This window comes from Thermostilla marina, assembly GCF_054657455.1.
Window position 1 is genome coordinate 599,782 of record NZ_BAAHYR010000001.1, and the last position, 15,060, is coordinate 614,841.

A 15,060-nucleotide genomic window follows, 5' to 3' on the forward strand; every position below is an offset into this window, starting at 1 on the left:
AACGTACTCGGGTTCGCGGAGGCAGCCGCTACCCGCATCTCTGGGCGAGGTAGTGTGCGCCTCGCTGAGACGGGTGAACGAGCTAGCCACGCTGTGCACGCATCTTGTACAAGAGACACCTGACGGCCCGTTCCAGACCTCTTTGCGACTTGCGAACGATTGTAGACACTCGCGGCCCGCAACGGCAACGAACCGTTTCTTGCAGTGTATGGCCTGCCGAAAGCCGGAGCAGGGCGGGACACACGAAGCGCGGGCCCAGCGCGCGGAGCTTCAGCAAGCACGGCACCATATTCCTTACATGCGCTGCCGTGCCGGGTTGTCTGCGGTTGCGAGGGCGCCTTCGGCGTACCCTACCGGACTTGTCCGACGTTTAGGGTGGGCTTCGTGAAGACCGAATTGGGGCGAAGGACGCCGGCGGGTGAGCAACGTGGGGGCGATGTACCGAGAACCTATTTGCGGTTCATTCACGGTGAAATTCAATCAAACTGAACAGATCGTCTTTGTAGTCGGTGTTGACCAAGGCGAAATCGCTGCCCAGATCGCCGCCGTGATCCAGGACGGCGTCGGCCAATTGGACCGTCTCAGTGCGCCATTGGTTGTTGCCTTGCCCGGTGAAAGTCCGGGCGGTTTTCATTTCGGCCTGGCCCGCGTCGTAAACCAGCTTCCAGGTTGACCCGGCGTGTTGATCGTACCAGACGATGCGGATCGTGGCCCGTTTCGGTTCGCGCCCGGTGTAAAACTCGTCGTCGAGCTTGAAATACAAGGCGTCTTTGCCCGACGCATGTTCGAAGCCTCGTGCAAATCGGGAGTAGATCGGCGTGTCTTGCGTGATGTCTCCGCCCACACGCCAAAAAGCCACCGACGTCTCGTCGGCGTTGATCTGATACAGGAATCGAGAGTAGTTGTCCGGCCAGATTTCCCAGCCCACATCATTGAAACCGGTCTGCTCGCTGCGCTGGCGCACTTGACCGTACAAGAGAGCGGCCGGATCATCAACACGAGCTCCATACTTGGCGAAAGCCTTGCAGATGGCGAGCATCCGATCCACGTTGCGCGGTGAGGCTGGGCCGTAGACGGCTTCGGGATACGCCGTCGTGTCCGACGCGTCCAAGCCTTTGTGTAAGGCACAGAAGGCATCGGTGGCCGAAGCCGGATAGATCTGGGGGGCATATTTGTTGAAGAATTCAAAGGCCGGTGTCAGGTTGTATTCTTTCGCTGCCTCCAACGCGCTGGACGTCACGTCCCAGATGCTTTGTCCGCCATGAATCGCGTTGACGGCTCCCCAATAGAAATTCATCGGGACGTTTCGCTGATACCAAGGCTTTTTCCATGTCTGATCCATCTCGGAACGCCGAAACAACCGCAGCCCCTTAGGGTTGACCAGGTAGCCGATCCATTGCTCGTACAAGACCCGTTCGCCGCGCAGGTGGTGCCCCCGAGACAGCGCACCGTTCTTGATGCCAAAACCACCTTGGACGTGGCTGACGATCCAATCCCATTCCGCTTTGAATCCTTTGCCGTCCTCTTCTTCACCGCCCACGGCATTAAACAGCAACTCGATTCTGCGCTCGGGATTCGATTGAAACAGCTCAACGAACAGGGCAAACGTCTCCAGACGGAAGGTGCGCCATTCGGCGGAGTTCTTTGGAATCTCGAACCGTGGCTCGAGCGGCCTGCCTTTGTACGGACATTCATCACCCGTACACCCCGTCTTGACTTGAATGAAGGCAATTCGCCGATGCTGTTCGATCGGCAGTTCGTTCAAATGCTCGGCAAGCGAACGGATCATGCGAAAGAAGAACTGCTTGTATTGCGGCGCGAGGTAATAGGGATAGTGTTTCCATTTGCTCAGATGCTTTTCGTCGTCCGTCCGCACTTTCGGGACGCCGTGTTCATAGACCCATTGTGGCGCATCCGGGCCGGGGTTGATGGAAACGTACATGAACCGGTCGTGTTCGTACGCCTTTCGCACTGCCGCATCGAGCCCACTCCAGTCGAACTCGCCCGGTCGCGGTTCAATCTCCTCCCACTTGGCGTCGAAAGTGAGTCCCCTGAGAAACGGGTACTCGTCGAAGTCAAACGACGCTCCCCGATCCCAAACACCGTAAGCCTCCAGCGGGATCGAACCGCCTTCGTCGGCGGAAGAAGAAAGGCTGCTGCACAAAAGTACGACCAGCATTGCCAAGAGGTGTTTTGCGATTCTCATAGGGCTCATTCCAAGTGTATTCACGGTAGTGCTCTGTGAATTCCGTGAGTAAGCGCGACATAAGGGACGGGAGTTTGCAACGATGCCCACAGACGTGTCACAAAACCTCTGACGGAGGGCGAAGCCGAACGCGATTCGCCCTTGCGCAGATCATGCCCGCCTGTGTGATTGATGCGCGATTCCTAGCACCCCGTAGCAATACCGCTTTGCAGACCAGGACCGATTGTAAAGAATAGCCGCATGAAAGGGAGAGAAACAAGTTTTTTGGGCCGAGTTTCTGTCGGCACGATGTGCGAACGCAGAAAATCGTTTCGACAGATGGCGTTTCTCACCCCTGCCCGGTTCACGTCCGCCTCGCGCGGCCCAAACCGCTGCCGGGCCTTGTTCGACCTCAAACGATCCCCAAGCCCGGCTCGTGCAACGGGCTGATAAACCACAATTCGCCTTAAGCGGCAGGCACACCATCGACCTGTTCCGCGGGGCGATCGGAAGGAAAGGCGCTTGTCCGCGCGAACTCCGAATCGTTGCGGTTTCACACGGAACGGGGTTCGCGGGATCAACGTGGGGTTAGCGTAGTTCGGCGGAAGGCGGTTTCTGCGTCACAGCGGGATCGTCGTTCCCAAGTTCATCTGCTCGGCGTTCCGCAGGGCGACGACGGCGGCGAACAAGTCTTGCACGGCAACACCGACCGACTTGAACAAGGTGACGGTGCCGTTGGCCGGCGGCGAAACGGTTCCGCGTACCAAGTCGCCCAGCTCGGCGCGAATGTGGTCGGGCGTGATTCGATTGCGGTCGAGGGGACCGAGAATGTCCCCCGCCTCGGTCATGGCCGCGGGTCGGTGATCGACCACTACCCACGATCGCGCCACCGTTTCGTCGGGAATCTCTTGCACCGTGCGCTTGTAAGACCCGACCGCGTTGATGTGCACGCCGGAGGGTAACGCGTCGTCGCCGAAAACGGGCCGGTCCGAGACCGTCGCGGTGCAGACGACGCGGCTTTCCTTCAGCGCGCAGGCGGGGCAGTCGGCGACCTGAACGTCGATGGCGAGCGATTCGGCCATTTCGCGGGCGAAGCGGTCGGCGGCCGCGGGCGACACGTCGTACACCCACGCCCGACGAATGGGCCGCACGGCGCACACCGCCTGAAGCTGCGTGCGTCCCTGCGTTCCGGCCCCGAAGACGGCGGCGGTCTCGGCGTCGGGCGCCGCCAACAAGTCGGTCGCCAAGCCCGACACGGCACCCGTGCGAATCGCCGTCAGCGAGGCGGCCTCCAGCAGCGCGCGGGGCGATCCCGTCTCGCCGTCGAACACGCATACCAACCCCGAAATCAGGGGCAGTCCGCGTTCTCGGTTCTGCGGAAACAGCGATACCGTCTTCACGGTGATCGCCTCGGCCTTCGGAGAATAGGCAGGCATGAAGAGGGCCGTTCCCGGCGGATCGGACACATCGATCCTCGCCCGCTCGGGCACGATCGCCTCTCCCCCCGCCAATGAGGCAAACGCCTCGCGCATGGCCTCGATGGCCTCGCGCATCGGCAGCGCCTTTGCCACCTCGGCAGCCGACAAGACTCGCACGTTCATATACACACCAACCGCCAATTGGCCGACGCGTCGAGGTCGGCGGGAGCTGTCGGAGATGTCCGGGTCACAAAAAGAACGGCTCCCCGCAACTTGTGTCGTGCGTCTCCCCCGTTTCGCGTCATTAGACGAGACCACTGAATCGAATATTTATTTTGTAGACAATCGACACGATCGCTGCAAGGACCCGGCAACTCCTTTTCAAAGAATTTGCACCGAATGCCGCGCTCGGCGATGTTTCGAGCGCGAAGCCTCGAAGCCCTTTATCCGTTGTCGCGTGCCTGGCGGGCAGCGAGCCGTTCGACCGAGGGCACGATCGCCAGACCGCCGCGCGAAGTGCACCGAAGCTCGGCCGGCAGGGAAGTTCCTACCGCGAGCGAGGCGTCGATCGTCTCATCCAGCGGAATCGGGTTCCGGTATCCGAACCGGACCAGATCGGCGCACACGAAGGCCCCGGCAGCGGCTGCGGCATTGCGGGTATGACAAGGAATCTCGCAGCGTCCCAAGACCAAGTCGCACGGCCATCCCATTGTGTTCCGTAGTGAGACAGCGGCGGCGGCCAAGGCCTGCTCGGCGGTTCCTCCTGCGGCTTCGACGGCCGCCGCGGCAGCCATGGCACCGGCGGCCCCGATTTCGACCTGGCAACCGGCGACCTCTGCGGCAAAGGTTGCGCGATTGGCGACGATCAGCCCCACCACCCCGGCGGCGAAGGCGGCGTCGACTAGTCGCTCGTCGTCGAGGTCGAGCATCTCGCGGAGCGTTTCGAGAACGCCGGGCAGCACTCCCGCCGAACCGCCCGTCGGCGCCGCGCAGATCACGCCGGCACTGTTTGCCACGTGCATCACCGCCATCGCGCGGGCGGCGGCCTTGCTGGTCATGCCCCCAAGCGCCGCGCCCGATTGCGAGCACCCCCGGAAGATATCCCCGGCGCACGGCTCCAAGAGCTTCAATCGCACGCCCTGGCCGGCCAATCCGCGTTCCACCGATGTCCGCATCACGCCGACGCGGCGTTTCATCTCGTCGCGCACGGCGGCTTCGTCGTTCCCCAGCAAGGTCGCCTCGTATCGGCAGCCGAGCGATCCCAGTGTGAGCTTGTCGCGGGCCGCTATTTGAGCAGCTTGTTCGGCCGATTCGAACAACACCGGCCCGCGCGGCACACCGAACACCGGCGGAATTGCGTTCGCCCGTCGCACACGCGGTGATCCCGCCGCCGGAATCGGATCGACCGGTTCGACGAATTCGCCCAGCCACAGGGTCGACGAGGCGTCTGCTGTACGATCGCCCGGTTCCAATCGCGTCCAACCGTTTTCACTCGGCGGCGTCCAATCGCTGTCGGCAAAGACGACGACCGCGTGGCGTTTTCCGTCGATTGCACACGCGCACCCGGCAATTCGACAGACGACAAACGCCCCGCCGCCGGTCGATTTCGCATCGACCGTCAAGGTCCGATCGTCGCTTCCCAGCTCAATGCGCATGTAATTGGGGTGATCGGCCGCGTCGATCGGTGCGATGCGGAAGCTGAGTTCCCACCCTTGCGAGGCGGCCGCTTCGAGGGCCTGTTCGAAGCGATCGTCGGTCAAGTCCCAACCGCACAGCGCCGCGGCAAACGACCTGTCGGCGTTTTGCTGGTGATAGGTTTGCGCATACGAGCCGCGCGGATCGAAAGTGACGACGACGCGCGACGGCCGCGTTTCGAGCAGGGGCAGTACCGTCTTGGCGATGTGATACGCGGCGGCCGTGTGCGAACTGGAAGGGCCGCGCATCACCGGTCCCAAGACGTCGTTCAAAATGCTGTGAGCCATCTTTTCTTTGTGTACAATATATCTTGCTTCGCCGACACGAGGGACGGCCCTACCGGATGAACTTCTCGTGCGCCGGACGTTGCGGCGGCCATCGTTTCATTGACGAGTGCCTCCGGCGGCGTTCTCGAATCGATCTACCTGCGAAGGAGGAACAACATGATGTTCGGATATTTGCACCGGCTGAGCGGGCGACGTGCCATTGTAGACACGATTTTGCAAAGCGGCCAACATTCCCGCCGTATTCGTGCCGCCTGCGTGCTTTTCGTGTGGATTGCCGCCTACGTGGTTGCGGTCGCTCCCCGGCTGGAAGCCGCCGAATCGCCTGCGAAGCCGCCGAACATCGTCGTGATCTTGGCCGACGACTTGGGATACGGCGACCTGAGTTGCTACAACTCCGAGTCGAAGGTGCCCACGCCGCATGTCGACAAGCTGGCGGCCGAAGGCATACGTTTCACCGATGCGCACAGTCCCGCGACCGTATGCACGCCCTCGCGGTACAGCATCCTCACCGGTCGCATGTGCTACCGGATCGGCGTCCGCGGCGTGTTGGTGGGTGTCGACGGCCCGTTGATCACCGACGACGTCCTCACCTTGCCCCAGGTCTTGAAGGCGAAGGGATACCGTACCGCAGCCGTCGGCAAGTGGCACGTGGGCATGACGTTCTACAAGGAGGACGGCACGCCGGTGGCCCCGCGCGGCGGCGGTGTCGACAAGGTCCGCCAGGTCGATTTTTCGCGTCCGATCACCGACGGGCCGACCGACCGCGGCTTCGACTATTTCTTCGGTACGGCTTGTTGTCCGACGACCGACTGGCTGTACGCCTACATCGAAAACGACCGCGTCGTCCAAGCGCCGACCGAACAGGTTCATTCCGATGCGAAAGACTGGCTCGAATACGATGCCTTTCGGGCGGGATTGAAATCGCCCGATTTCGAGTTCGACCAGGTCGACCTGGTATTTCTCGAAAAGAGCCGTAAGTTCCTCGCCGAGCACGTGAAAGAACACCCCGACCGGCCGTTCTTCTTGTATCACGCGACGCAGGCGGTGCACTTGCCCGCCATTCCCGCTCCCGAGTTCGAAGGCACGACCAAAGCCGGTCCGTTGGGCGATTTCATTGCCGAGTTCGATGCGATCGTCGGACGGCTTTGCGACACGCTGGACGAGCTGGGCGTGGCCGACGATACGATCGTCGTCATCACCAGCGACAACGGCCCCGAGATCGTCGCGGCCAAGGTGTTCAACGACTATGGTCATCGCAGCAACGGACCGTGGCGAGGTTTCAAACGCGACAACTGGGAAGGTGGACACCGCGTGCCGTTGATCGTGCGATGGCCCGGCAAGATCGCTCCCGGCGGCGTTTGCGACGAGACGGTGTGCACCACCGACCTGATGGCCACGTTCGCCGCGATCAGCGGATACGACTTGCCCGCAACGGCCGCCGAAGACAGCCTCGACATCACGCCGTTGTTGCTGGGCGCGCCGCACGCCCGCCCCTTCCGCGAGTTTACCGTCCACGAAACGATGAGCTTGGCGTTGGGTGTTCGCAGCGGCAAGTGGAAGTATCTCGACCACAAAGGATCGGGCGGCAACAACTATCGGGCGCCGTTGCTGGCTCCCTTCTTCATCGAGGACACCGCCCCCGACGCGCCGGGCCAACTGTACGACCTGGAATCGGACCCCGGCGAGCGCGTGAACCTGGCGGAAAAGTATCCCGACGTCGCCGCGCGGCTGAAGACGTTCTTGGACGGCTTTCGGGGAGGCCGGCGCAGCACGCCCGCCCCCTAAATTCACCCCATCGTTTCGAGGGGGTGCCTGCCGAGGGGATTTGGATGATTTCCCTCTTTGCGGGGATGTTCTGCGCGAAAACAGCCCCATAAATTGTTTGCAAGCCGCCTGGCTTAAAACTACTGTGTATGTCGCGTCGCAACGGCGGACATGCGTTCCGCCGCGGTTGAAGTGGGTGTTGTCTTTTTCTAGAGAGGTGCCACCATGAGACGTATCGTTCTTTGCTCCCTGTCGGCCGCGATGCTCGTTTTCGCGGTGTCTTCGCAGGCCTCGGCGTTCGGTTGCCTCGATCGCCTGCTGGCCCGGTGGCTGCACGGCTGTCGTCATGCGTGTTGCACGCCGTGTGCGCCGGTATGTGAACCCGTTTGTGAACCCGCCTGCGAGCCGGTCGTCGAAAGCTGCTGCGCCGCGGAAGCCGCTGAAGCCGCTCCGGCCGAAGAACCGAGCGAATCCCCGTCGGATGTCTCGCCCACTCCGGCCGCCCAAGAAGCGCCCCCGGCACCTGCCGAACAACCTGCGGCCGAAGCGCCTGCGGAACAACCGGCGGCCCCGGCCGAGCAACCTGCACCTCCCGCTCCGGCAGACGAAGCTCCGGCTGCTCCCGCGGCTCCCGCTGAACAACCGGCAGCCCCGGCCGAGCAACCCGCACCTCCTGCTCCGGCAGAAGAAGCCCCGGCTGCTCCTGCGGCTCCCGCTGAACAACCGGCAGCTCCGGCCGAGCAACCCGCACCTCCTGCTCCGGCCGAAGAAGCCCCGGCTGCCCCTGCGGCTCCCGCTGAACAACCGGCGGCTCCGGCCGAGCAACCTGCACCTCCCGCTCCGGCAGAAGAAGCCCCGGCTGCTCCTCCGGCTCCCGCGGCACCCGAAGCCCAACCCGAACAGCCGGCGGCACCGCCCGCCCCGGAGGCCGCTCCGGCTGCTCCTGCCGCGCCTCCGGCCCCGGCACCTGCTGAAAGCTCGTACTATTCGCCTTACCGCGTATGGCAAGATGCCGAAGGTCGCTATCAGGTAACCGCCCGCTTCGTGGCCCTGTTGCCGGGCAACGTCGTGCGACTGCAAGGCATCGACGGCCGTTACCTGCGGGCGCAGCTCGACGTGCTCTCGACGGCCGATCAGCGGTACGTCCTGGGTGCAACCGGCGCGTTGGCACAACACTAAACGAGGGGCCTCGAATCGGCTCTTGCGACAAAGACTTTGTCCGCCCGACGTGGATATCCTGCCGCGTCGGGCTTTTTTTGGGGCCTCATTCGGCGGACAATTCCCGGCTCATCGCAGAATCGGTTGGGTGAACGGCGGTACGCCCTTGGTCCCCGGGTTTCGCTGGATGGCCCCGCGGACACCCAACGTCTCGGGGTGCCGCGCGATCTTGTCGCTGAATACCCGCATGTCGTTGAGGATCGGCTTTACCTGCTTGGTGATTTCTTCCACATTCGCCAGCGTGCGGTTCACGCGATCGTACAGCTCACGATCGTGAATCAATTGAGCCAAGGAACCGTCGCTGTTGTTGAGCGATTGCGAGAAGGTTTCCAGCTCGCTCATGATGGTGTCGAGCTTCGCCAAACTCGAATCGATGCGGGTGACGAGGGATCCGCCGCGTTCCGAAAGCGGTTCGGTGAATCCTCGCAAGTTCGACAGGTTTTCGTTCGCCAGTCCGACCGTTTGATCCAGGCCCTTGAGCGTCGTTTGCAGGTCGTCGATCAGCGTAGGCACGCGGTCGAGCGATTCCCGCAGCCGCTCTTTGAGTTCCGGATCGCCGACGATGTCGTTCGTGTTCGCCACGGTCTCGCGGGCCAGGGCGACGGTTTCGTCGGCATTGGCCAGAATACGGCTGATGCGGTCATGGTTTTCGTCGAGCATGTCGTTGATCGTCCGCATCGTCTTTTGAAGTTCCTGGCTTGTTCCCGCCACCGAATCGACCGCCGTGGCAAGCCGTTGCTGCATCTCTTCGACGACTTTGACCGGGTCGATGGCGAGCACACCGGGAATAGTCTCTCCCGGCTCGACCGGCGTGTTGGGAAGCTGCGCGGCATTCGTCGCCCGCGTGAATTCGAGCGTCGAATCGCCCAACAATGCCTGATTCAAGCGGCATACTTCGTTGTGCCGGATGACGTATTTTCGATCGATCTTGGCGGTGACCAGTACGGTGCCGTCTTCTTGCAAAGCGACGTCTTCGACTTGCCCGATGAGAATACCGCTTTTGCGCAAAGGCGACTTCCGGCTCACGCCCGGTGCCTGATCGAACCGGATGTAGATCGTGTACTGGTCGGGAAAAGGCCATTTCCATTCCCCGAAGGTCACGATCAAGATCGCCGTGATGATGATGCTGGCCAACACCATCACGCCGATGCGGAATTGCGCGATGCGTTCATCCATGGTTCGCCTCTTCGCGTTGTTTTCTCATTTCCATCAGGCGCTCGCCGGCCTCGCCGCGTACGAACTGCCGGACGCGGGGATCGTCGGCCTGCTCGATCGCCGCCGAGGGGCCGTCGTAAAGGACTTGCGGCTCGTCGGGCCTCAACCGGGCGACGGGATACAACATGACCGTGCGATCGGCCACCTTCTGCGCCGTGCGCATGTCGTGCGTGACGATGATTCCCGTCACCGAATGCTTTTTGCGAACGGCAAGCATCAGCTCGTTGACCACGTCGCTCATGATGGGATCGAGGCCGGTCGTCGGCTCGTCGTAGAGGACGATTTCCGGTTCGAGCGCCAGCGCGCGGGCAAGCCCCACCCGTTTGCGCATGCCGCCCGAAAGCTCTGCGGGCTTCTTCGTCATTACCGAGTCGGGCAATCCGACCTCGGCCAACAGCCGCGAGACGATGGCGTGAATTTCGTCCTCGCTTTTCTCGGTGTGCTGTCTGAGGGGAAAGGCCACGTTGTCGCCGATGGTCATGCTGTCGAACAGGGCGGCTTGTTGGAAGACGAATCCGAACCGCACCCGCACCTTGGTCAATTCCTGCCGCGACAACCCCGCCAGGTCGATGCCGTCGAAGCGGATCGTGCCCATCGTGGGTTTCAGCAGGCCCATGATCGTTTTCAGCAAGACGGTCTTGCCGCATCCGCTTTCGCCCAAGATGGCGACCGTCTCTCCCCGCCGAAAGCGCAGGTCGATCCCGCGCAGCACGACCTGACGGCCGAACCGCATCGTCAATCCTTCGATGGCCAGGATCGGCCGCTCGCCGGTATCGTGTTGTCCCGCGCCGTGCGAAGTCATGTCGGTTGCGTCAAATCAGTCGAGGGCCTTCCGGCCAGAAGGTGAAGTACACGGCATCCAAGGCGATTCCCAAGAGCAAGTCGAGCAGCAAGATGATGACGAAGCTGGTGACGAACGCCGAGGTTGCCGCTCGCCCGACCCCTTCGGCACCGGGGTCGCAGTTGAACCCGTGATGACACCCGATCAAGGCGATCGCCGCCCCGAAAAACAGGCTTTTGAACAAACCTACGAACATGTCCCACAGCGCCACGTAGTTCGCCGAATTTTGCAAGTAATAAAAGGCGTCGATGTCGAGAATATGCACGCTGTAGAAGTAGCCGCCCACGACACCCATGAAATCGGCCATGATCGTCAAGCAGGGGATCAGCACGAGGCACCCCAAGAATCGCGGCACGACCAGGTAGTGAATCGGGTCGGCACCCATCACGGTCAAGGCGTCGATCTGCTCGGTGACGCGCATGGTTCCCAGCTCGGCGGCCATTGCTCCGCCGATCCGGCCGGCCAACATCGTGGCCGCCAACACGGGGCCCAGCTCGCGGACGAGCGACATGTTGATCACCGCCCCCAGCCGCGTTTCGAGGTTCAGCATGCGAAACTGCTGATAACTTTGGACGGAAAGCACCATCCCGATGAACGTCCCCGTCAAGGCGACCACCGGCAAGCTCAACACGCCGATCTGGTAAAAGTTCCAGATGATCGTTTCGCGCTTGGGCGCTTTGCTGAACAGCCAGCGCATCGTCCACCAGGTGAACAGGGCGAAACTCCCCAATGCCGCGATCGCGTCGACGACGCGGTCACCCACATCGGCCACCCACTCGGCGACCGGCCCGCCGGGCAGCTCCGTCTCGTTCCCATGGATCACCTGATTTCCGTCGGCCATCGCGGTCGTGCTCGCGTTCGATTTTTCGAAGGTGGAATCCTCGCGCCCGGGCGCAGCGCGCTGCGTCGGCGCGCTTCCTCGCCGTGTTTTCTACCTTCGACGCAAACGCCTTTGCGGCTTGAAGCGATTTTGCGGGACAGAAAAGTTGGGCAAGGCAGGGCATCCAGGAAAAGGTAGTCTTGTCCACAAAGAAAGCCCACTATTCCTGCGAAAGATGCAAAAGCAGGAACAGTGGGCGACATAGTCAAGATTGTTCGGCGCGATCCGGCGTCCGCGCGTTTCGGTGAGCGGTCGCTCAGCCTTCCGCTTTCCACAGACCGTGCAGATTGCAGTACGCGCGGGCGGTGACTTTCTCACCGGGACAGTCGAAGGTCGCCTGCGGCGGGCTGTCCGGTGATAGGTCGGCCCGAAGCACCTGGTTACCGTAGATCAGCTCGATCCACTCGATCAGGTGGTCGGCGCCCATCGGATGCTCGACGCTGCCGACGGTCACGATCACCTTGCCGCCTTCCCGCTTGATCACCGGTACGTGCTTCTCTTGCGCGGCATCGGTGGTGTTCTCGGCTTGAAGCTGCATCGGTTGATTGCAACAGGTCAGGGTTCCGGCCCCTGCCCGCAATACCTCGACTTCGTTTCCACACACCGGACAGACGTAAACCTGACGCACTTCAGCCATGTTTCCCTCCACAATTGCGAATGAAACTCGGAAACGTTTAACCTTCAAGCAACACGCCCTGGGCCGTCGGTGGGCGCCTTTCAGGACGTGCGCATCCACTTGCGTGAGGACGCCGACATTATAGCGCGCCGGGAAAGCGTCCGGCGTGAATTCCGGTGCCGGTTTGTGAAACTATCCGTCGTTCGGGCAAGCTGTTTCGTCGAATGTTCCCGTCGGACATTTGCCCGACCCCTCGGTACTGTCCACAATGTCATTATCCGTCGCGACAACGGCAGACGAGCCTCCTGAAACGAATCGAGTGCGACGGGATCGGTCCCGGATTTCCCTTTCCGCCCTTTTGCCCCATGCAACGAGGAAATCATGAGCGAACAACGCAATTTTGTTTCCCGGCGACGTTTCGTGACTCAAGCCGGACTGCTCGGCGGCGGAATGCTGCTGCCGGCGCTGGCCACGCGAACCACCTCGGCCGATGATGCCGCACCGGTCGTCGAATCGGCCGAACCGCTTCCCACTCGGACACTTGGTCGAACCGGCGAAAAGGTCTCGTTGATGACCCTCGGTACGGCGCCTTGCGGCAACGCCGAAGGGGTCACGTTCGAGCAGATCGCCGACATCGTGCGGGCGGCCGTCGATCTGGGAATCAATTCCGTCGATACCGCACCGGCCTATCAAAAGGCGGAAGAAGGCGTCGGCCTGGCCACGCGCGACAAATCGCTGCGCGAAAAGATCTTCCTGGCCACCAAGGTTCCCGCCGACACCGTCGACGAAGCCGAACGCTCCCTCGCCCGCTCGCTGAAGTTGCTGCAAACCGATTACATCGATCTCTTGTATTACCACAGCGTGGGCAATCGCAAGGTCGAACACGCCCTCGATGAAGACGGCGTGTTCACGTGGCTGCTCAAGCAGAAGAAGGCGGGCAAGTGCCGGTACGTGGGCATCTCGGGACACAACTTGCCCGACCGCTTTCCTCGCTTCCTCGAAACCGGTGAGGTCGATGTGCTGCTGGTCGCCCTGAACTTCGCCGACTACCACACGTACGGCTTCGAACAAAAAGTTCTTCCATTGGCGCGGAAGCACAACGTGGGTATCGTCGCCATGAAGACGCTCGGCGGCGCCCGTCGAAGTGCCGGCAGTTACCGTAACCCCGAATCGGTGGGCGAACTGGATGCCGAGCTGGTCGAGTCGGCCTTCCGCTATGCGTTGAGCATCGAAGGCGTCGCCACCGCGAACATCGGCATCAACAGCATCGCCCAACTCAAGACGGACGTCGAAATCGTCCGCCGTTTCCGGCCGCTGGAACCGGCGGAACGCGAACGCCTGCTCGCCCTGGGCAAGTCGATCGCCGAGAGCTGGGGACCGCACTTCGGGCCGGTGACGGAAAAGGCATGAGCCGGGCCCCCGCCGCTCACCCGCCCACGACGACCGCAACGTGAAGGTCGGCCGTTGCTTATGTCCGATGGTGCGTCATGGATTCCTTGCCTGCCTCCGACCGCGATGCGGCCTTCGCACGCGACCTCGCCTTATGGCGACAGCGCGGCCTGCACGTGTTGTGCAAACCGATCGGCCCGCGTTGCAACCTGCGCTGCCGCTATTGCTTTTATCTCGAAAAGGAGTCGCTCTATCCCGACGAATCGTCGTGGCGGATGTCGCCCGAGACGCTCGAGGCTTTCATCCGGCAGTACGTGACGGCTCAGCCCCCGCGTGTCCGCGAAATCACGTTCGCTTTTCAAGGCGGCGAGCCGACCCTGATGGGCTTGGACTTCTTCCGCCTGGCCGTCGAACTGCAAAAGAAGTACGTTCCGGCTTCGATGAGGGTGCACAACACCCTGCAAACCAACGGGCTCTTGCTCGACGACGCATGGTGCCGTTTTCTCGGCGAGAACGGCTTCTTGGTCGGCCTTTCGATCGACGGACCGCCCGAAATGCACGATGCGTTTCGAGTGAACCTGCGGGGCGAAGGCACGTTCGCACAGGTGGACGCCGCCTTGGACCGACTGCGTTTGCACAAGACGCCGTTCAACGCGCTGGTGTGCGTTCACCGGGCAAACGCCGAGCGCGGACGCGAGGTGTACCGCTTTTTGCGAGGTCGCGGCGTTCGGCACATTCAGTTCATTCCGATCGTCGTGCCGACGGCCGCGGCGGCCGCGACCGTCCGCCGCTTCGCACCGACGAGCGAACTCGACATCGATCGTTTGCCGGAGGCCGCCGAACACATCGACGGCTGCCCGGTGCTCGATTTCAGCGTCACCCCCGAACAATACGGCCGATTCCTGATCGATGTATTCGAGCAGTGGCTTGCCGATCGTGACGTGGGCCGCGTTTTTGTCCGCGACTTCGACCAGGCTCTAAGCACTTGGGTCGGGCGAGGGGCCGATTTGTGCGTGTATTCGCCCGAGTGCGGCCGCGCCTTGGCGCTCGAACACAACGGCGATTTGTATTCGTGCGACCATTTTGTCGACCAAGAACATCGGCTGGGCAATATCCACGACACGCCCCTGCGCGAAATGGCAAACAGCCCGGCCCAATATCGGTTCGGGCGAGCCAAGCGGACGACTCTGCCCGGGCGATGTCGCACTTGCGACGTACTTCACCTTTGTCGCGGCGGCTGTCCCAAGGACCGCATCGTCTGCACCGCCGAAGGGGAGGGCGGCCTGAATTACTTGTGCGAAGGCTACCGTTCGTTTTTCCGGCACACGGCGCCGATGTTCCGCCGGATGGCCGAGGCGATCCGCAGCGGGCAACCGGCCGACTCGGTATTACGATCTCTACGCAACGATCGTTCGCAACCGGGCGATGGTGCCGTCCCCGCCCGCAACGCACCCTGTCCCTGCGGATCAGGGAAAAAATACAAACATTGTTGCGGCAAGCGTCCGCGGCGACCATCATGACAGGCGGGCGCAAACGTGTCCCTCTTGTCGAA

Annotated in this window: 11 protein-coding genes; 4 read left to right on the forward strand and 7 right to left on the reverse strand. The window is 62.2% G+C overall.

The genetic code is table 11. The features are described 5' to 3' along the window. Positions 1-460: 460 nt before the first annotated feature. From ACYQ2I_RS02060 to ACYQ2I_RS02070, 3 genes are all read right to left on the reverse strand, one after another. Entirely contained in the window at positions 461-2,206 is a 1,746-nt protein-coding gene (locus ACYQ2I_RS02060) for a beta-galactosidase (protein ID WP_460165325.1), read from the reverse strand. A gap of 599 nt (positions 2,207-2,805) precedes the next feature. Then, the gene (locus ACYQ2I_RS02065) at positions 2,806-3,786 is read right to left on the reverse strand and encodes an ornithine cyclodeaminase family protein (protein ID WP_460165326.1); all 981 of its coding nucleotides are present in this window, start codon (positions 3,784-3,786) and stop codon (positions 2,806-2,808) included. Between the two features lie 260 nt (positions 3,787-4,046). Further along, on the reverse strand, positions 4,047-5,585 hold the full coding sequence (locus tag ACYQ2I_RS02070; RefSeq protein ID WP_460165327.1) for an L-serine ammonia-lyase, iron-sulfur-dependent, subunit alpha: 1,539 nt from the start codon (positions 5,583-5,585) through the stop codon (positions 4,047-4,049). 156 nt (positions 5,586-5,741) lie between these two features. On the opposite strand from ACYQ2I_RS02070, the gene ACYQ2I_RS02075 reads away from it, so the two are divergent. Both ACYQ2I_RS02075 and ACYQ2I_RS02080 read left to right on the forward strand, forming a co-directional pair. Then, on the forward strand, positions 5,742-7,370 hold the full coding sequence (locus ACYQ2I_RS02075; RefSeq protein ID WP_460165328.1) for a sulfatase family protein: 1,629 nt from the start codon (positions 5,742-5,744) through the stop codon (positions 7,368-7,370). A 204-nt stretch (positions 7,371-7,574) separates the two neighbouring features. Continuing rightward, a complete protein-coding gene (locus ACYQ2I_RS02080; protein WP_460165329.1) occupies positions 7,575-8,528 on the forward strand; it encodes an SHD1 domain-containing protein in 954 nt (317 codons plus the stop codon). Between the two features lie 108 nt (positions 8,529-8,636). Here ACYQ2I_RS02080 and ACYQ2I_RS02085 read toward each other — a convergent pair whose 3' ends face one another. From ACYQ2I_RS02085 to ACYQ2I_RS02100, 4 genes are all read right to left on the reverse strand, one after another. Next, positions 8,637-9,743, reverse strand: a complete 1,107-nt coding sequence (locus ACYQ2I_RS02085; protein ID WP_460165330.1) for an MlaD family protein — start codon at positions 9,741-9,743, stop codon at positions 8,637-8,639. After that, a complete protein-coding gene (locus tag ACYQ2I_RS02090) occupies positions 9,736-10,584 on the reverse strand; it encodes an ABC transporter ATP-binding protein (protein WP_460165331.1) in 849 nt (282 codons plus the stop codon). The genes ACYQ2I_RS02085 and ACYQ2I_RS02090 overlap by 8 nt, the downstream gene beginning before the upstream one ends. Positions 10,585-10,594: 10 nt before the next feature. Continuing rightward, the gene (locus tag ACYQ2I_RS02095) at positions 10,595-11,464 is read right to left on the reverse strand and encodes an MlaE family ABC transporter permease (RefSeq protein ID WP_460165332.1); all 870 of its coding nucleotides are present in this window, start codon (positions 11,462-11,464) and stop codon (positions 10,595-10,597) included. 295 nt (positions 11,465-11,759) lie between these two features. Next, positions 11,760-12,140 carry a desulfoferrodoxin gene (locus ACYQ2I_RS02100; RefSeq protein WP_460165333.1) on the reverse strand — a complete coding sequence of 127 codons (381 nt, stop codon included), beginning with the start codon at positions 12,138-12,140 and terminating at the stop codon, positions 11,760-11,762. Between the two features lie 360 nt (positions 12,141-12,500). Here ACYQ2I_RS02100 and ACYQ2I_RS02105 point away from each other — a divergent pair, with 360 nt between their 5' ends. After that, positions 12,501-13,529, forward strand: coding sequence for an aldo/keto reductase (locus ACYQ2I_RS02105; RefSeq protein WP_460165334.1), 1,029 nt, complete (start codon positions 12,501-12,503; stop codon positions 13,527-13,529). Positions 13,530-13,606: 77 nt separating this feature from the next. Further along, on the forward strand, positions 13,607-15,028 hold the full coding sequence (locus tag ACYQ2I_RS02110; RefSeq protein ID WP_460165335.1) for an anaerobic sulfatase maturase: 1,422 nt from the start codon (positions 13,607-13,609) through the stop codon (positions 15,026-15,028). The last annotated feature ends 32 nt before the right edge of the window (positions 15,029-15,060 follow it).